The following is a 17,021-nucleotide window of genomic DNA, read 5'->3' as shown; positions in this document are numbered from 1 at the left end:
TCCGTGCCGGATCAGGCGTGGTCGCAGTTCTGCCGGGCGCTCGAGAAGGCCGGTGAGGTGATCTCCTCCGGTCCCGACACCCCGCTGGACCGCGCGGAGGGCTACCGCTACCTCGCCCGGCTGACCCGCGAGATGCTGTACTCCTGTCTGGACAACGCCGATCCCGACTTCCCGCGCTTCCACCAGCTCGACCTGGTGAAGATCGGCGCGGACAACCCGGACAACGTGTACCTCTCGGCGAACATCCGCGGCGACAGGACCTACCGGATCACCGGGACGCGCGGCAGCATCGCGTACTTCAGCATCGGCTCCAAGGCCAACCGGTACGCCAAGGACGGCACGATGGCGTCGACCGGCGAGCTGTCCGACGGCGACCTGGTGATCGCGCCGGACGGCACGGTGGAGATCATCGCGAGCGCGGAACGCCAAGGCACCAACTGGCTTCCGCTCGCTCCCGACTCGACCGGCCTGGTGGTGCGCCAGACGTACCTCGACCGCACCGCCGAAGTGCCCGGCGAGTGGCACATCGAGCAGATCGGCGGCCCCGCCGAACCCGCTGAGCTCACCCCTGAGTTCCTGGCCAAAGCGCTGCAACGGGCGGCGTTGTCGGTGCACGGCACCGCGGCGACGTTCGCGCACTGGACGCGGACGTTCATGGCGCGCCCCAACGAGCTCCCCGACTTCGGCCAGGAGATGTTCCAGCGCGCGGGCGGCGACCCGGAGATCTTCTACCTGCACGGGTACTGGTCGCTGCGGCCGGGCGAGGCGTGGGTGATCGAGACCGACGTGCCGGACTGCCCGTACTGGAACTTCCAGCTCGACAACTGGTGGATGGAGTCGCTCGACCACAGTCACAAGAAAATCACCGTGAACAAGCACACCGCCGTCCTGGACTCCGACGGCCGGCTCACGATCGTGGTCGCGGAACGGGATCCGGGCGTCGCGAACTGGATCGACACCTGCGGGCACGGCTCGGGCACCGCGTTGCTGCGCTGGCTCGGCGCGACCGAGCACCCGATTCCCAAGTGCCGCGTGGTTTCCCTGGAGGAGATGCGATGACGGTGACGACCGCGCTGAACGTGCCGGAGCTGATGGAGAAGGCCTGCGCGAAGACGGGACTCTCCGACTTCGGCGACGACTGGTTCCGGGAGCCGCTCGACGTTCTCGTGACGAGCCTCAACACCGAGGCCGCGCTGTCACCGCTGGGCTTCGAGCTGACCAGGCACCGGCTGACCGCGTTGCTCGCCGACCGGTTGCGCCTCCGCGCTCTGCAACGGGAACACCCGGCCGTGCTGGAGGAGGAAGTGCGCGTGGCCGCGGAGATCTGCGGTCTGCCGCGCACCGGATCGACGCTGCTGCACCGGTTGTTGTCCGCGTCGCCCCAGGTCACGTCGACACTGTCGTGGGAGGTCGCCTACCCGATCCCGTTCCCCGGCGAGGGTCAGGACGCGGCGGTGCGCAAACGCCGCGCCCAGGAGCGCATGGAGATGTTCGCACAGCTCACCCCCGACTTCGGCGACCTGCACACGGTCGTGTGGGACGGGCCGGAGGAGGACGTGCTCCTGCTCGACCGGACGTTCGTGTCGATGAGCTACGACTCGTTCTACTGGGTGCCGACGTACGGCGACTGGCTGCGCTCCGCCGACCAGTCGAAGGCCTATGCCGAGCTGCGCGAGTGGCTGCAGGTGTTGCAGTGGCAGAACCCCGGCCGCGACCGGCCCTGGGTGCTCAAGTCACCGCACCACCTCACCGCGGTCGGCACCGTGTTCGACACGTTCGCCGACTGCAAGATCGTGATGACGCACCGCTCGCCCGTCAACGCCGTGCCGTCGTACGCCTCGATGGTCCGCGCGATGTCGTCGCAGTACAGCGACAGCGTCGATCCGGTCCGCATTGGACGGTACTGGTCGCGCCGGTTCGCCAGGACGTTGCAGGACTTCACCTCCGCACGGGAGGCCCGTCCCGATCGGTTCGTGGACGTGCGGTTCGCCGACACCGTCAGCAGACCCGTGGAGGTCGCCCGCCGGGTGCTCGACGCGCTGGGCCTGCCCGCCGGTCCCGCCGACGGCGCGGCGTTCGAGACCTACCTGGCGCAGAACCGCACCGAACGACACGGCTCGCACTCCTACACGCCCGGGGACTTCGGGCTGTCCGATGACCAGCTGCGCCGCGACTTCACCTTCTACTCGGAGGTCTACCTGTGATGCTGCAAGACGAGGTCGTGCTGATCACCGGCGTCGGCCCCGGCCTGGGCTCGAAGCTCGCCGTCCGCGCCGCCGCCGAGGGCGCGAAGGTCGTGATGGCCGCCCGGTCCGCCGACGTGATGAAGCAGGTGGAGAAGGACGTCGCGGCGGCAGGTGGCGAGGCCGTCGGTGTGCAGTGCGACGTCCGCAGGCCGGAGGAGGTCGCGAACCTGGTCTCGACCGCGGTCGAGAAGTTCGGGAAGATCACCGGCCTGGTCAACTCGGCGTTCGGCCACCCCGGTTTCTTCGACCTGCTGGAGACGCCGGAGAAGGCGATCCGCAGGTCGATGGACATCATCCTGTTCGGCGCGTTGAACGTGACCCGCGAAGTCGTGCCGCGCATGCAGGCCGCGGGGGGTGGCTCGATCGTCAACATCGGCACCATGGCGGCCCGCAAGCCGATGCGGGGCGAGGCCGGGTACGCGGTGGCGAAGGCAGCGATGGCCACAGCGACCCGGTTCCTCGCCTTGGAACTCGGCGAGCACGGCATCCGTGCCAACCAGGCGATCATGGGCTGGCTGGACGGACCGGGGGTGCGGTTCTACCTCGAGTTCACCGCGGACGCGCGCGGGGTGAGCGAGCAGGACGTCTACGACGAGATCGCCGCGCGCAACCCGCTCGGCCGCATCCCGACCGACGAGGCGTGCGCCGGGGCGGTGCTGTTCCTGTTGTCCCGCTTGGCTTCCGAGGTGACCGGTGCGGTGCTCGACGTCAACGGTGGGGAGTACATGCCGGCATGAGCTGTCTCATCACATCGGTGACCGTGGAGATCGACGCGCCCGCCGAGTTCGTGTGGAGCGTGCTGATCGACTACCCGAACTATCCACAGTGGAATCCGTACACCATGGCCGTGGACACCACGTTGGCCGTCGGCTCGCCGATCGACCTCACACTGCCCATGCCGGACGGGAGCGAGGGCACGTGGGTCAGCCGCGAGTACATCCGCGTCGTCGACGCGCCGCGCCTGCTGCGCTACGACACCGGCGACACGTTCCCGGGGCTGCTCGGCACGCGTGACCAGGTGATCACGCCGCTCGGGCCCCAGCGGTGCGGCTACCACACGTTCGAGACGTTCACGGGCAAGTACGCCGAGGCCGTGTTCGCGGCCCAGGGCGAGTACGTGAAGAAGGGTTTCGACTCCGTCGCACACGCCCTGCGCGACCGTGTGCACATCATCCGACTCGGTCAGTCCGCAGTCTGATCGTTGGACTTGCCGGCAGGCCGTTTGGTCATGACCCGTTCGACTGCCTTGCCACCGAAGTAGAACCCGAGCATCACCAGCATGAACGTGTTGAAGCTGTCGTAGACGTGCCGGCCGAAGCCGTTCTGGTCGTTCATCATCGTGATGAACTCGGTGTTGAAGGTCGCCGAGACGAAACCCAGGTACAGCACGGTGAACGCGCCCATGACCGCGGTTCTGATGTCCTTGTGGTCGGTGAAGAGCACGATGAACGTACACAGGCTGGTGGCAGGCAACGCGACCGCGAGTCCGGCGACTCCGATGCTCGCGCCGAAGAACCAGAACGACGAAGCCACACCCGCCACGAGCAGCCCGATGTTGACCACGACGAGCAGAAGCGCCGCGTGTGTCCGGAAACCACCCCGTTCGTCCCGCGAGGAGAAGACGTCCCCGGCGACAGCGGATCCGTTCACGTCGATCACCCCGCGAGCCGTCGGGCGGAGGACTGGACGTCCAGGAACTCGCGGGCTGCCTGCCGCCCGTTCTCGAACAGCTTCTCCTGCTCGGCGCGGGAGATGCCGAAGTCGGTGGCCGAGACGTTCATCGTGTCCACGAACATCGTCCGGCGGCCGACGCCCTCGCTGTCGAGCCGGTACTGGTTCCAGTCACCGGTCAGCGTCCGCAGGCAGTTGACCGCGATGCCCGGCACCGTGCGGACGGGCCGGTCCTGACCGGCCACCGGGCGGCCGGAGAGCTTGACGCCCCAGGTGGGCCACCTGGGGGCCGCGCCGTCGGTGCGGTCGAACACCGTGATCGGGAAGTTGGCGAGCAGACCTCCGTCGACCCACGTGCAGGTTCCCCGCCGCGTCGCGACGTGGACCGGCCGGAAGTAGAACGGGATCGCCATCGAAGCGCGCACCGCGTCCACGACGCTCTGGTCGTCCGCGTTCAGGTCGTACAGCGCGTAGTCCCAAGGAAGGCGTACGAGAGCGCGGCGCGAGAGGTCACTTGCGTGCACCACGAGCGAGTACTTCTGGTGGTCCTGCAGCGAACCACCTTCGTCGGGGCAGCGCAGATCGGCGAACGTGCGCACGCCGACGCCCTCGAGCAACGGCGTCAACCACTCCACGAGGTAGTCACCGCCGTGTGATCCGCCGTGCACGAAGGCGGCCAGGGCATCGCCTGCCACACCGGTCACCCGCTGCGGCCAGGGCTCGTCCGCGAACCGGCGGTAGTCCACGTCGCGCATGACGTCGGCGAGCTCCGCCAGGTTCTTCCCCTCTTTCTGGTAGGCGGCAACCAATGCCGCCACTATCGCGCCCGCGCTCGTCCCGGCGATCCGCTGGAACCGACAGCCCGCATCGGCCAGCACCAGCACCGCGCCGAGCAGCGCGATGCCCTTCACTCCCCCGCCTTCCAGCACGAGGTCCACCGACTTCTCGCTCAACCGGACCACCCCTACCCCGCTGCGAATTGCACTCAACCTGCAGAGGGGCGTGCGGAGAGGCTCCTGATACGCGTTCGCCGCGGCTACTTCGGCAGGCGCAAGTGCGGTAACCCTCCGGAAGCGGTGGCATCGGGCCACGGTGCGAGGCCGAGCCTGCGTAGTTGTACTGATGCCGGAGCCGTCGGGCTGCGCGCAAGCTCGAAGCATGACCGAACTCGACCGCGGCCGGGTCGCCGCACTGGCCGGTTTCGCCGTCCCGGTGGCGTTGCTCGTGCTGACCGTGTTCGCCTTCCTGAACGACCTCATGCGGCCGCTCGGCTGGCGGGGCGGCGAGTACGCCTACACGTTCCTCTGGATCACCTTCGGTTCGGCGCTGGCCGGCGTGGTGGTCAGGGCCGCCACGCCGCGTCCGTGGCGGTCGCTGGGCGCGGGACTGGCCTGGGCGGGTGCCGCCGGTCTGGTGGTCGTGATCGTCCTGGTGGTCGTGTTCGTGTGGGCGTTCGCGAACTGGAACCCCGCCTGATCACCGCAGCTGCGACAGGCCGCGCAACACCCGGCTGACCGCGCTCGCCATCTGCTCCCGGTGTCCCTCCAGGGCCTCCGTCGTGACGCCCTCGACCGAGGCGTGGGCGACGTCGTCGGTGGCCACCTTGAGCACGGCGCTCATCGCGGCGGCCTGGATCTTCACCTCGACGGCCGTGAGCGGCAGGTCCAGCCGTTTCGCCAGCACGTCCGCCAATGCGTCCTCCGCCCGTTCGCGGAGCACGAGGTAGGCGGCGCGCAACGCCGGTTCCTGGTGGGTCATCCGCACGACTTCGAGGACGGACTCGACATCCTCGTCCGAGGACGTGTCCGGCACCGGTGAGTACGTCGCGCGCAGGTGGTCGATAAGCTCGAGCTCGGGCGGCCAGGCGCGCAGCACCGCGCAGAAGGCGTCGATCATCTTGGTGAGCAGCGGCTCGACGCAGCTCTCCTTCTGCGGGAAGTAGCGCCAGAACGTGCGCTCGGAGACGCCGGCGGCCTGGGCGATCTGCTCACCGGAGGTGGCCGCGACGCCCTGTTCGGCGAAGAGCCGCACCGCGTGGCGGGAGATGTCCAGGCGCTGCTGCTGACGTTGCTCGGCGCTCACCGGCGGCCGGCCGCGGCGGGGCTTTTCTGACACAACGTCCGTCATCGGGCGATTCAATCACGTCACCCAGCCGGGTCATTTAGTGGCAGAGAGTGCCATTAATCGCTACGGTCGAGCCATGAGCACTGCCACCGAACGACTCCAGCTGCCGCTGCCCAGGCCGAACGTCCTGGAGCTCGCCCCGCTCTACGAAGTCCTGCGCCGCGAAGCGCCGATCACCCCCGTCACCACGCCGGCGGGCGACCCCGCCTGGCTCGTGACCCGGCACGAGGAGGTCCGCCTCCTGCTGGGCGACAAGCGCTTCGGCCGTTCCCACCACGAACCCGAACGCGCCTCGCGCATCACGACCGCCGCCGTGCTGGACGGTCCGACCGGCGAGTTCGAGACCGAGGAGGCCGACCACGCGCGCATGCGGCGCCTGCTCACGCCCGCGTTCTCCGCCAAGCGGATGCGGATGCTGTCCGACCACATGGGACGGTTGGTCGAGGGCTACCTCGACCGGTTGGTCGCCGAGCACGACGCGTCCCCCGACGGTGTCGCCGACCTGCACTCCACGCTCGCCTACCCGTTGCCCGTCGCGATGATCTGCCTGCTGCTCGGTGTGCCGGAGTCCGATCACGAGCTCTTCGGCAGGCTGTCCGAGCGCATGGCCAACACGACCATCGGCGAGGAGGCGCACCAGGCCCGCGAGGAGTTCCTCCGCTACATGATCGGGCTCGTCGAGACCAAGCGCCCGCAGCTCGGCGAGGACGTGATCTCCGACCTCATCCGCGCCCAGAGCGAGGACCCGACGTACGACTACGCCGAGATGGTGCGGCTCTGCGTCGGCCTGCTGTTCGCCGGCCACGAGACCACGGTCAACCGCATCGGCCTCGGCGTGCTGTTCCTGCTCACCGAGCGGTCCCGCTGGGAAGCCCTGGTCGCCGATCCGGACGGTCGCGTCGACGCGGTGGTCGAGGAGATCATGCGGCTCGGCGCGCCCGGCGACCTCGGCCTGCTGCGCTACGCCCGCGAGGACGTCTCCATCGCGGGCGTGGACATCCGGCGCGGCGACGCGCTGGTCCTGTCCGTCAACGCCGCCAACCGCGACGCCGAGGTGTACTCCGACCCCGAGGCGTTCAACCCCGACCGTCCGGAAAGGACACACCTCGGGTTCGGCCACGGCGCCCACTTCTGCATCGGCGCCTCGCTGGCCCGCACCGAGCTGCGGGTCGTGTTCGCGGCCCTGGCCCACCGGCTGCCCGGCCTGCGGCTCGCGAAGGACCTCGACGAGCTGCGGGTGCGCACGACGCTCACCGGTGGTGTCGCCGAGCTGCCCGTGACGTGGAGGTCGCTGTGAAGGTCGAGGTGGATCTGGAGAAGTGCGTCGGCGCCGGGCAGTGCGTGCTCGCCGCGGACGACGTGTTCGACCAGCGGGACTCCGACGGCCTGGTGGATTTGCTGGACGCAAGCCCACCGGAGGCCCGCGCGGATGACGTGCGGCACGCGGCGGCGGTGTGCCCTGCGTCCGCCATCCTCGTGAAGGACTGAGTGCAGGGCGCGCCGCGTGCGGGTTCAGTCGAGGAAGTACGAGTCGTGCTTCTCGCGGAACGCGGTGAGGTCGTCCTTCGAGACGGTGCCGAGCTTCTCGAAGTACTCCTCGCGCGGCGCGCCCGGCGTGAACAGCAGCAACATCTCGGCCGAGACGTCGGCGTCGTTGCGGAAGGCGTGCAGACCGCCCTGCGGCACGTACACGAAGTCACCCGGCTTCGTGTCGATCCACTGGTCGCCGTTATAGATGCGCACGGTGCCGTCGAGGACGTAGAACGACTCCGAGATCGTGCGGTGGAAGTGTGTACTCGGTCCGCCCGCCCTCGGCTTCATGATGACCCGGTAGAGCCCGAACTCGCCGCGCGTGGTCTCGGTGGTCGCGAGGTAGTGGATGCCGCTGTCGGGCCGGCCGGTGTCGACGGGGGTGCTCGCCGGGCGGAAGGTCGCGCTGACCTCACCGGACTCGCCGAAGTACACCTTCTCTGGGTAGGACACTCTCTTGATCCTTTCGTGGGTTCCTGTGGAGTAGACACAATCGCCCGCGCGGATGTGACAGGTCCGTCAGCTCTTCACGATCGGTTCGGTCAGCTTGGAGCCGTCCGCCTTGCCCACGAAGCAGTGGATGAGGCGGTCCGAGTTGCGGTAACCGTTCTCGGTCTTCATCTTCCACGCCTCCGCGGTGGGGATGATCACCCAGTACCGCAGCGTCTTCTCCTTGTCCTGGCCGGCCACCTTGTCCGACAGGAACATGCGCGCGCACCTGGTACCGCCGATCTTCGTCAGCTCCTCGGTACCGGGGTACGGCACGTCCTTCTCGGTCTCGGTGTTCGCGAGGGTCGAGTACAGGAACTCGGTGTCGTGCTCGGCGTAGCAGCCGACCCGGTTCTTGGAGTCGATCTTCGGGGCGCCCTTGGCCGGGGTCCAGGTCAGGCACCCGCTGCTGGTCACCACGCGCAGCGTGTCCTCCCCGAGGTCGCCGCCCGGTCCCCTGGTCAGCACCGGTTGCATCGCCACCGTGCTCACCGGACCGTCCTGCCGGTCACCGGCCTGCAGGTTGTCCAGCATCGGCTTGAACACGGTGAGGTACAACGAGATCAGCGCGCCGACCAGGAACAGCGGGGTCAGCGTCGCCGAGAGGATCAGGGCGATCGGGCGCCGTTTGCGAGGGGTCGGGGGGAGCACGACCGGTGGCGCGGACGGAATCGGTGGCGCGGGCGGAACCTGTTGCGTCAACGCGGCTCCGGGCTCGGAGTGCAACGCGCGTTCGATCAGCCGATGTGTCTGCGCGGCACCCAACCGGCGTTCCGGATCGGGCTCGAGCAGCCCGGTGATCAGCTCGCCCAGCGGACCGGACACCCGCGGCTGCGGCCGTTCGCTCATCACCGCGAGGATCGTCGCCGAGGTGGTGGGCCGGTCGAACGCGCCCCTGCCCTCGACGGCGTAGAAGAGCGTCGCGCCCAACGCCCACAGGTCCCACGCGGGCGTCGCCGGCCCGCCCGCGAGACGTTCCGGCGACATGTAGGCGGGCGAGCCGATCAACGTCCCGGTCGCGGTCAGGCGGGGGTCGTCGATCGACTGGGCGATGCCGAAGTCGGTGAGCTTCGCGGTACCCCTGCCGGGCACCATCACGTTGCCGGGCTTGACGTCCCGGTGCACGACACCGGACTCGTGGGCGGCCTCCAGCGCGTTCAGCAGCTGCTGCGCGAGCGTGGCCGCGGCCTTGACGTCGAGCGGGCCGTCGAGGTCGACCAGCTCGTCCAGCGTCGGAGCGTCGATCAGCTCCATCACGATGAACGTCTGGTCGTCCTCCGTGATGAGGTCGAACACGGTGACCACGGCCGGATCCCTGAGCTGGCTCGCGATCCTGGCCTCGCGCAGCACCCGCTCCTGGTAGACGACCCGTTCGGCGACGGGAACGTTGCCCGGCAGCAACAGCTCCTTGACCGCGACGTCACGGCCGAGCACGGTGTCCTTGCCGAGCCACACGGCCCCCATGCCGCCACGCCCCAGCTCGCGGAGCAGCCGGTAGCGTCTGTTGCCCACCTCGCGCATGGCGGGAAGTTTCTCAGCCGATCACCCCGCGCCGTCACCCGGTCCGGTGACGGTGACGTACACGGGTAGCGTCACCTGACGGGCGCGACGACTCAGCTACGGCACCTAGCGTCGCGCCGCGTGAGACGATTGACGAAGCTGTTGGCCACAACCCTGCTCCTGACCGGCTTGGCGCCCCTCGCGCCGGCGTCGGCGAGCAGCCCTTCCTGCGCCGCGGTGCCGGTCACGGCCCCGGCCGGCGCGAAGATCGAGTCCGTGGACGCCGTGCGCCGTCCGGGCGGGACCGTCACGTTCCCGCAAACCCCTTTGTCCGCACCACCACCGATCCACGACGTGCCCGCGTACTGCGAGCTCACCGTCACGCTCACCCACCAGGACGACCACGTGAAGATCGTGGTCGCGCTCCCGGAGACCGGCTGGTCGGGCCGTCTGCAGGGCGTGGGCGGCAGCGCGTACGCCGCCGGTGACACCGGCGCCCCGCTCGTGCAGGCCGTGAAGGACGGCTACACCGCCGTCACCACCGACGCCGGTGTGCTGACGGGCCTCGACACCAGCTGGGCGTTGACGTCGGCAGGCCAGGTGAACAAGACGCTGCTCACCAACTTCGCGACGCGGTCGGTGCACGAGTCGTCGGTGATCGCCAAGGACGTGGTGCGCAAGCACTACCGGCGTTCGGTGTCGTACTCCTACTGGAACGGCTGCTCGACGGGCGGCCGCCAGGGCTACTCCGAGGCGCAGAACCACCCGGACGACTACGACGGCATCCTCGCCAACGCCCCGGCCGTGAACTGGACCCGGTTCGCGGTGGCGACCCTGTGGCCGCAGATCGTGCAGAACCAGGACGGCCACATCGTCGGCAACTGCGTGCTGGCCGAGTTCCGGAAGGCCGCCGTGGAGGCCTGCGACGCGTCGGACGGCGTGCGGAACCAGATCGTCGACCGCCCCGACCGCTGCGGCTACGACCCGCGCCGCCTCGTCGGCAAGGTCGTCGTCTGCGACGGCAAGGAAGTCACCGTCACGACCGCCGACGCCGACGTGATGCGCAAGATCTGGAACGGCCCGACCGACGAGCGCGGCGAGCCGTTGTGGCCGGGCCTGCCGAAGGGCGCCGACCCACTCTGGCTCGCGGGCACGCTGCCCACCTATCCCGGACCCGGTTTCCCGGTGGCCGTGGCGTGGGTGCAGAGCTTCCTGCTCAAGCAGCCAGGTTTCGACACCTCGAAGCTCACCTACCAGCAGTACCGCGACCTGTTCCGGCAGTCGGTCCGGGAGTACGACGACATCATCGGCACCTCGAACCCCGACCTCTCGGCGTTCCGTCGTTCCGGTGGCAGGCTGATCACGTTCATCGGCACCAACGACCAGCTCATCCCACCCGGCGGCACGCTGAAGTACCGCGAGGACGTGGAGCGGCGCATGGGCTACGTGAACGACTTCTACCGCCTGTTCCTCGCCCCCGGCGTCGACCACTGCTTCGGCGGCAACGGCGCCGCGCCCGTCGACCCGCTCGGCGCCCTCGTCGACTGGGTGGAGCACGGCAAGGCTCCCGCCGTGCTGCCCGGCGCGTCGGCCGACGCGACTCGTGACCTGTGCCCGCTGCCGCGGTTCTCGCGGTACCGCGGCGGCGACCCGAAGCTGGCGTCGAGCTTCCGCTGCGCCTGAGGGGGAAAGGGGGCTGCCCTGCCCCCTTTCCCCCCTACGTCAGCTGCAACGACGCCGGGTAGAGCCAGCTGCCGGGCGTGTTGTCGGCCGGGTTGGTGTAGAAGTCCCGCACCGCGGTGACGTACTCCTGCACGCTGATGGCCCCGTCGCCGTCCGTGTCGAGGTGCGCGAACGCCAGCCCGCACTCCTCCTCGCTGAGCCCCCGCGCCTTCAGCAACACCCCGAACTCGCCGGCGTCGACCCGCCCGTCGCCGTTGGTGTCCGCGATGTCCAGCAACGACTGGACGACCTCGAGGAAGTCCGCGTCGAACGACCCGTCCTCGATGAACGTCGAGATCATCGCGGCCCGGTACTCCTCAGGCCCGATCCGCCCGTCGCGGTCGGCGTCGCAGTGCTCGACCAGCAACTCCCAGAACCGGTCGTGGGCGTCGACCAGCTCCCGGCCACGCTCGGACGACGCCGGCTCGCCGAACGCCCGCAGCAGCCGATCGGCCAGCGCGTAGATGTCGGCCAGCTCGATGACCCCGTTGCGGTTGACGTCGTAGTGGGCGAACGTCGAGTCGATCCTGCGCTGCAGCACCTGCTTCATGCCCGGCACTGTGGAGACGGGTGCGGGTCAAAGCAAACCAGGTCGCCCACCCAGGTGACGTTGTTCAGCCGCTCGCGCGGCCTCCAGGACAGGCCCGGTATAGTTATACCGGTGCCAGCCTACGGAGGAACACGTTGATCGAACTCAAGTCGCCAGCCGAGATCGAGCGCATGCACGTCACCGGTCGTTTCGTCGGGAAGCTGCTCGACGAGCTGTCGACGGTGGCCGCGGTCGGCGTGAACCTGCTCGACCTGGAGCACCACGCGCGCCGGATGATCGAGGAGCGCGGCGCCGAGTCGTGCTACTGGGACTACTCGCCCTCGTTCGGGCGCGGGCCGTTCCGCAACGTCATCTGCCTGTCGGTCAACGACGCGGTGCTGCACGGGTTGCCGAAGAGCCATGTGTTGCAGGACGGGGATCTGCTGACGATGGACATCGCCGTCAGCGTCGACGGGTGGGTGGCCGACTCCGCCGTGTCGATCATCGTCGGTACTCCGCGTGACGAGGATCTGCACCTCATTCGGGCTACCGAGGTGGCGTTGGAGGCCGCGATCGAGGCGGCGCGGCCCGGCAACCGCATGGGGGACATCGAGGCGGCGATCGGGGAGGTGGCCGCGGAGTTCGGGTACACGCCCAACCTCGAGTTCGGCGGGCACGGGATCGGGCGGACCATGCACGAGGCGCCGCACGTGTCGAACAACGGGCGGCGCGGGCACGGCATGAAGTTGCGCCCCGGCCTGACCATCGCCATCGAGCCGTGGCTGGCCGCCACGACCGACCGGATCGTCTTCGACGACGACGGGTGGACGCTGCGGTCCGCGGACGGGTCGCGCACGGCGCATTCCGAGCACACCGTGGCGATCACCGAGGACGGGCCGTTGGTGCTCACGCGCCGTCCGAACGAAGCCGCAAAAAGCAAAGTGGCGAATTCGATCGGGCTCGGGTAACCATGCAGTGGGCTGAGGAGAGGGACGGAGGACCTTCGACACAGGAGTCTGGATGATCACAGGGGGCAGGGCAGAGCTGGGCGTCGACCTGGACGAGCTGCGGTTGCTGGTCGGCTTGTCCTACCGCGAGCTGGCGCGCCGCACCGGGTGTGCCCGCAGCACGTTGCACGACGCGTTGACCGGCCGCCGCTTTCCCAAGCTCGACACGGTTCTGGCGATCGCGCAGGCGTGCGGTGGCGACCCGATGGGCTGGCGGCAGCGGTGGGTGGCGGCCTGCAAACGCGCTCAGGCGCCGCGCACGGTGCCGACGATGTCGCGGCAGTCGATGAGTCCCAGCTGACGGGAGTCCTGCGACCGCGGGTTGTCGCCCTCCACGGCCACGAAACCGGCCGGCACGTGTGGGGTGCCGGGCAACGTGGGGGCGAGCCAGTCCGGAACGGCGTCACCGGCGACGGCCGCGACGCGTTTGATCCGGTGCGGCAGCTCGGGGTCGGGCACCCGGAACACGATCACCTCGCGGCGGCGCGGGCTCCGGCGGAGGAGCCTGCGCGCCACGAGCTTCTGGCCGTCGTGCAGTGTCGGCGCCATGCTGTTGCCGCGCACCGTCACCCTGATCCACATCAACCGACCCTCGCATCCTGGTATCCGTCCGCCTGCAGGCGGAACAGCCGGGCGTATTCGCCGTCGGCGTCCATCAGCTCGTCGTGGCTGCCCTGTTCGGCGATGCGGCCGTCCACCAACGTGACGATGAGGTCGGCACCGCGCAGTGCCGCCATCCGGTGGGAGATCAGCAACCTGGTGCGTCCCTCCGCGTGCCGCCGCAGCGTGTCGTGGACGCGGTGCTCCCCCTCGGCGTCCAGGCCGGACGTGGGCTCGTCGAGGATCATCAGCTCGGCATCGCCGCGCATCAGGCAGCGTGCCAGCGCGACCCGTTGCCATTGCCCGCCGGACAACGTGACGCCCGTCCGTTCGTCGTCCGCGTGCGTTCGGGACAGGACCGTGTCGTAGCCGTTGGGCAGCGCTTCGAGCGTGTCCGCGACCCTCGCCACCTCAGCGGCCGCAACGATTCGCGGCCGGTCGTCGAGATCACGCACCTGGCCGATGCCGATGTTCTCCGCCGCGGTCAGGTCGTAGGTCATGAACTCCTGGAACACCACGCCGATCCGTTTGCGCAGCTCCTCGACGTCCAGCTCGCGGAGGTCGGTTCCACCCCACGTGATCGTGCCCCGCTGCGGGTCGTAGAACCGGCACAGCAGCTTGACGAGCGTGCTCTTGCCCGCGCCGTTCACGCCGACCAGGCCGACGGCCGCACCCGCGGGAATCGTCAGGTTCACGCCGCGCAGCACCCACGGGCCGTCGTCGGAGTAGCGGAACCAGACGTCCCGCAGCTCGATCGTCGCCTCGGCGGGTGTGCGGGTTCCCGCCGGCAGGTCGTCACGCGTGTCGACGACGTCGAGGTAGTGGCCGAAGAGCTTGACCGCGCGTCCTGCCTCGCCGAGCTGCAGCACCACGCCGGACAGCCCGGTCTGCACGCCCGCGACCGCGCCCAGGAACAGCACGAGATCGCCGACCGAGGACCGGCCGGACACCACGTTCACCGCCACCACAACGGTTCCCGCGCCGGCCACGACGGCCCCGAGCAGTGCCAACGCGCTCTGCACCAGGGTTCCCCGCCGCGCCGCCGCCAGCCGTGCGCCCGACACCGTCGCCAGCGAGCCGATCATCCTGGTGTGCAACAACTCCCCGAGCCCGAACAGCCGGATCTCCTTGGCCGCCCGCACATCCGTGAGCAGCGCGCGGTAGAAAAGGCGCCGTCGGTCGGTCGCCACCCACGCTTCTTCCGTCGCCGCCTCACGCCGTGCGGTGGCGAGCCGTGCGAACACCGCCGTCACCACGGAAGCGAGCAGCAGCAACGTCATCGGAGGCCACACGACCAGCAACGCGCCGGTGAAGCTCACCAGCAGCACGACCGACCTGACGAGCTCCTGCGTGAACTGCGAGATCGTGCCGGGTGCCTCCTGCGCCGCCTGCTCGGCGAGCCGCAAGCGGTCGTGGAACGCGGGATCCTCGATCTGCCGCAGCCCCGGCAGCGTGGCGATCCGCCGGAACAGCCTGCTCTCCACGGTCAGCGTGACGCGTTGGTGCACGACCTCGCCGAGGTGCCCGCCGAGGTACAGCACCGCGATCGCGAGCCCGCCGACGAGCGCCGACGCGACCGCGAGGAACGCAGCCCTGCCCGCGCTCGCCGTGCCCGAGGTGAGCTCGTCGACGAGCAGCATCGTCAGCCAGGCGCCGCTCGCCGGTGCCGCACCGGCGAGCACCGTGAGCACCAGCGTGACGGTGGCGACGAGCGGTGTGGCCCGGAACGGCAGTGCGAGCGCGGCCAGGGCGTTGCGGATCATGCCACCGGCGCCGGAACGCCGGCGAAGTCGCTCAGCTTGATGCCCGACGCGGTCACCACCCCGCCGTGCGTGTGCAGCAGGGTCGGGTACGCCATGACGCCGAACGCCGACAACACGGGGTCGTCCGCACCGATGACCGCGACCCGTCCCAGCGCGCTGACCTTCTCCACGAGCCGGGCGGTGGCCTCGGGATCGGTCGGGTCACCGTCCACAACGGACACGAACCGGGCTGCGGGCGGGTCGGCCAGCAGCGCGTCGGTGAGCGAACGGCACGGCCCGCAGCCGACCGAGAAGAACCCGACCTGCACCGGACCGTCGAGGTCGGCCTCGGTGAACGACATCCCGTCGGTGTCGGTGACCGAGAACGACGGGATCACCGTGCCGGGCTGCGGCAGGTTCTGGTTGCGCGGCGGCCCCGACCGCTCCTGCAGCTCACGAACCCTCGCCACCAGGCCGAACGTGAACAGCACGTGCACCGCGACCACGACGGCGAGCAGGACGACGGCGATCGTGAGCAGGGTCATCGGTTCCTCCCAGGATGCTGGTGGCGTCACGAACGCGCCGACGAGGGCGACGGCGATCAGCGCCGCGTTGCGCACGAGGTGCTTGGGTCCGAGGACGTCCCCGCCCGCACCGAAACACTTGCAGCGCACGGACTTCGCGCTACGGATCGCGAGAACGATCCCGCCGCAGAACGCCGCCAGCAACGCGACGGCGAGCGCGTAGCCGAGACTTGTGCCGGGAATCGCCAGCAGCACAACGGCAAGCGCCTCACCGGTGAGGACCACGAGAGCGAGCGGCCGGGCAGGCAGCCACGGCGCGAGAGCGGCGATGGAGTCGCGGAACTCGGCAAACCCCTGCCGGGTGCGGACTTTGCCGGCGACCGCCGCGAGAAAGACAGCGGCGAGCACCACGCGAGCGAACAGGTCGAGCATTTCTGGCCTCCCCCAACGGATGCGCGGGTGCCGGCGGGAAAGTCCCGCCGGCACCCTCGGCACGTCAGTGGCAGCTGCTGCTGGCCGACGAGCAGATGCCGTTGCAGTTGAAGCGGTAGCCCCTCTTGCAACACTGCCCGTGTTCCGGCACGCAGGCACCGGCATCGACCTTCGGCAGCACCAGTCCGACGAGCTTCTCACCGGCCAGCTGTGCGAAACGCTTCATGGTCCGCTCCTCCCAGTTGATCAACTTGGACGCCGCCCACGCTGGCTGGCCGCGACCGGGAACGGAAGCCGAGTCGGACGTTCTCGGACACCCTCGGACTCGCGCTGCCCCGTTCGGCGGATCACCGTGCCACCCTCCCGTACCGGAAGAAGACGCCCACCGGGCAGGACGAGGCTTTGCTCGTCCGCACGACGAGCCGGCGGCGTCCGCCATCGGGATGGTCGACCCGGCGGAGACAACCGCACCGCCCCGAGAACGACCGGCGGCCGGAAATTGAGGGCCACACAGGTTCGCACCGCGGAGCCGGATTCGAACGACACGCCCTACCACAAACTCATTTGGCACACAATAAGCAGTGGTTGAAACTACAACAACCGGTTCTCTAGCACACGTGCGGGCAATCGCGCAATTGCGCACGTTAGGCCACCATTCACAACCCCCGGAATGTCTCACTCATCATCGAATTCGGTCTCAGTCAATAGGCCGTGCAGTGCAATCTTCATCACAGGCCAGAGTGCCGCACGCTACCCCACTGGCCCTTGACCAGGCCATGTAGCTGGTTGAGAGAATTCATGTCGCCATTCCACCCCAACCGGATTGCACCCTGCCCACGATTACTGGCCGATCAGGAGAGCCCATCTTGAGCGTGCCCGATGTCTCAATACGCGATTTCGCCGTT

20 protein-coding genes are annotated in these 17,021 nt (G+C 69.2%); 10 read left to right on the top strand and 10 right to left on the bottom strand.

Going from position 1 to position 17,021, the window contains the following annotated elements; all coding sequences use genetic code 11:
- Positions 1 to 3: 3 nt before the first annotated feature.
- From JOD27_RS01585 to JOD27_RS01570, 4 genes are read left to right on the top strand one after another with little or no spacing between them, the layout of a single operon-like run.
- A complete protein-coding gene (locus tag JOD27_RS01585) occupies positions 4 to 1,059 on the top strand; it encodes a DUF1214 domain-containing protein (protein WP_204760307.1) in 1,056 nt (351 codons plus the stop codon).
- The gene (locus tag JOD27_RS01580; protein WP_204760306.1) at positions 1,056 to 2,204 is read left to right on the top strand and encodes a sulfotransferase family protein; all 1,149 of its coding nucleotides are present in this window, start codon (positions 1,056 to 1,058) and stop codon (positions 2,202 to 2,204) included. Before JOD27_RS01585 ends, JOD27_RS01580 begins: the two co-directional genes overlap by 4 nt.
- Positions 2,204 to 2,983, top strand: a complete 780-nt coding sequence (locus JOD27_RS01575) for an SDR family oxidoreductase (RefSeq protein WP_204760305.1) — start codon at positions 2,204 to 2,206, stop codon at positions 2,981 to 2,983. Before JOD27_RS01580 ends, JOD27_RS01575 begins: the two co-directional genes overlap by 1 nt.
- Positions 2,980 to 3,444, top strand: coding sequence for an SRPBCC domain-containing protein (locus JOD27_RS01570; RefSeq protein WP_204760304.1), 465 nt, complete (start codon positions 2,980 to 2,982; stop codon positions 3,442 to 3,444). Before JOD27_RS01575 ends, JOD27_RS01570 begins: the two co-directional genes overlap by 4 nt.
- On the opposite strand, the gene JOD27_RS01565 is transcribed toward JOD27_RS01570, so the two are convergent.
- Both JOD27_RS01565 and JOD27_RS01560 read right to left on the bottom strand, forming a co-directional pair.
- Complete coding sequence (locus tag JOD27_RS01565) at positions 3,429 to 3,896, bottom strand: hypothetical protein (protein WP_204760303.1); 468 nt, start codon at positions 3,894 to 3,896, stop codon at positions 3,429 to 3,431. The genes JOD27_RS01570 and JOD27_RS01565 overlap by 16 nt on opposite strands.
- 5 nt (positions 3,897 to 3,901) lie before the next feature.
- A complete protein-coding gene (locus JOD27_RS01560) occupies positions 3,902 to 4,870 on the bottom strand; it encodes a patatin-like phospholipase family protein (protein ID WP_239566280.1) in 969 nt (322 codons plus the stop codon).
- Positions 4,871 to 5,075: 205 nt separating this feature from the next.
- Here JOD27_RS01560 and JOD27_RS01555 point away from each other — a divergent pair, with 205 nt between their 5' ends.
- Positions 5,076 to 5,393, top strand: a complete 318-nt coding sequence (locus JOD27_RS01555; protein WP_204760301.1) for a hypothetical protein — start codon at positions 5,076 to 5,078, stop codon at positions 5,391 to 5,393.
- On the opposite strand, the gene JOD27_RS01550 is transcribed toward JOD27_RS01555, so the two are convergent.
- Positions 5,394 to 6,044 carry a TetR family transcriptional regulator gene (locus JOD27_RS01550; RefSeq protein WP_239566279.1) on the bottom strand — a complete coding sequence of 217 codons (651 nt, stop codon included), beginning with the start codon at positions 6,042 to 6,044 and terminating at the stop codon, positions 5,394 to 5,396.
- Positions 6,045 to 6,117: 73 nt separating this feature from the next.
- Here JOD27_RS01550 and JOD27_RS01545 point away from each other — a divergent pair, with 73 nt between their 5' ends.
- Positions 6,118 to 7,338 carry a cytochrome P450 gene (locus JOD27_RS01545; protein WP_204760300.1) on the top strand — a complete coding sequence of 407 codons (1,221 nt, stop codon included), beginning with the start codon at positions 6,118 to 6,120 and terminating at the stop codon, positions 7,336 to 7,338.
- Positions 7,323 to 7,529, top strand: a complete 207-nt coding sequence (locus tag JOD27_RS01540; RefSeq protein ID WP_372441658.1) for a ferredoxin — start codon at positions 7,323 to 7,325, stop codon at positions 7,527 to 7,529. The genes JOD27_RS01545 and JOD27_RS01540 overlap by 16 nt, the downstream gene beginning before the upstream one ends.
- Positions 7,530 to 7,553: 24 nt before the next feature.
- Here the strand turns inward: JOD27_RS01540 and JOD27_RS01535 are convergent, their stop codons facing one another.
- Together JOD27_RS01535 and JOD27_RS01530 are read right to left on the bottom strand one after the other, a co-directional pair.
- On the bottom strand, positions 7,554 to 8,024 hold the full coding sequence (locus JOD27_RS01535) for a cupin domain-containing protein (protein ID WP_204760299.1): 471 nt from the start codon (positions 8,022 to 8,024) through the stop codon (positions 7,554 to 7,556).
- A 66-nt stretch (positions 8,025 to 8,090) separates the two neighbouring features.
- The gene (locus tag JOD27_RS01530; RefSeq protein WP_204760298.1) at positions 8,091 to 9,581 is read right to left on the bottom strand and encodes a serine/threonine-protein kinase; all 1,491 of its coding nucleotides are present in this window, start codon (positions 9,579 to 9,581) and stop codon (positions 8,091 to 8,093) included.
- Positions 9,582 to 9,701: 120 nt separating this feature from the next.
- Here JOD27_RS01530 and JOD27_RS01525 point away from each other — a divergent pair, with 120 nt between their 5' ends.
- Positions 9,702 to 11,243, top strand: a complete 1,542-nt coding sequence (locus tag JOD27_RS01525; protein ID WP_204760297.1) for a tannase/feruloyl esterase family alpha/beta hydrolase — start codon at positions 9,702 to 9,704, stop codon at positions 11,241 to 11,243.
- Between the two features lie 34 nt (positions 11,244 to 11,277).
- On the opposite strand, the gene JOD27_RS01520 is transcribed toward JOD27_RS01525, so the two are convergent.
- Positions 11,278 to 11,832 carry an EF-hand domain-containing protein gene (locus JOD27_RS01520; RefSeq protein WP_204760296.1) on the bottom strand — a complete coding sequence of 185 codons (555 nt, stop codon included), beginning with the start codon at positions 11,830 to 11,832 and terminating at the stop codon, positions 11,278 to 11,280.
- 134 nt (positions 11,833 to 11,966) lie between these two features.
- Between JOD27_RS01520 and map the strand changes: the two genes are divergently transcribed.
- Both map and JOD27_RS01510 read left to right on the top strand, forming a co-directional pair.
- A complete protein-coding gene (gene map, locus JOD27_RS01515) occupies positions 11,967 to 12,779 on the top strand; it encodes a type I methionyl aminopeptidase (RefSeq protein WP_204760295.1) in 813 nt (270 codons plus the stop codon).
- A gap of 52 nt (positions 12,780 to 12,831) precedes the next feature.
- Positions 12,832 to 13,119: a helix-turn-helix domain-containing protein gene (locus JOD27_RS01510; protein WP_204760294.1), complete on the top strand. Its 288-nt coding sequence runs from the start codon at positions 12,832 to 12,834 to the stop codon at positions 13,117 to 13,119.
- Here JOD27_RS01510 and JOD27_RS01505 read toward each other — a convergent pair.
- The 4 genes from JOD27_RS01505 to JOD27_RS01490 all read right to left on the bottom strand — a co-directional run bounded on the left by JOD27_RS01505 (position 13,065) and on the right by JOD27_RS01490 (position 16,342).
- A complete protein-coding gene (locus tag JOD27_RS01505; RefSeq protein ID WP_204760293.1) occupies positions 13,065 to 13,400 on the bottom strand; it encodes a S26 family signal peptidase in 336 nt (111 codons plus the stop codon). The two genes, JOD27_RS01510 and JOD27_RS01505, sit on opposite strands and share 55 nt — an antisense overlap.
- A complete protein-coding gene (locus tag JOD27_RS01500) occupies positions 13,400 to 15,181 on the bottom strand; it encodes an ABC transporter ATP-binding protein (protein WP_204760292.1) in 1,782 nt (593 codons plus the stop codon). The genes JOD27_RS01505 and JOD27_RS01500 overlap by 1 nt, the downstream gene beginning before the upstream one ends.
- The gene (locus tag JOD27_RS01495; RefSeq protein WP_204760291.1) at positions 15,178 to 16,116 is read right to left on the bottom strand and encodes a TlpA family protein disulfide reductase; all 939 of its coding nucleotides are present in this window, start codon (positions 16,114 to 16,116) and stop codon (positions 15,178 to 15,180) included. Before JOD27_RS01495 ends, JOD27_RS01500 begins: the two co-directional genes overlap by 4 nt.
- A gap of 64 nt (positions 16,117 to 16,180) precedes the next feature.
- The gene (locus JOD27_RS01490; RefSeq protein ID WP_204760290.1) at positions 16,181 to 16,342 is read right to left on the bottom strand and encodes a hypothetical protein; all 162 of its coding nucleotides are present in this window, start codon (positions 16,340 to 16,342) and stop codon (positions 16,181 to 16,183) included.
- Positions 16,343 to 17,021: the final 679 nt, after the last annotated feature.

Origin of the sequence: Lentzea nigeriaca (assembly GCF_016907955.1) — a bacterium.
GTDB lineage: Bacteria > Actinomycetota > Actinomycetes > Mycobacteriales > Pseudonocardiaceae > Lentzea > Lentzea nigeriaca.
This window is presented reverse-complemented; position numbering and strand designations above follow the sequence as displayed.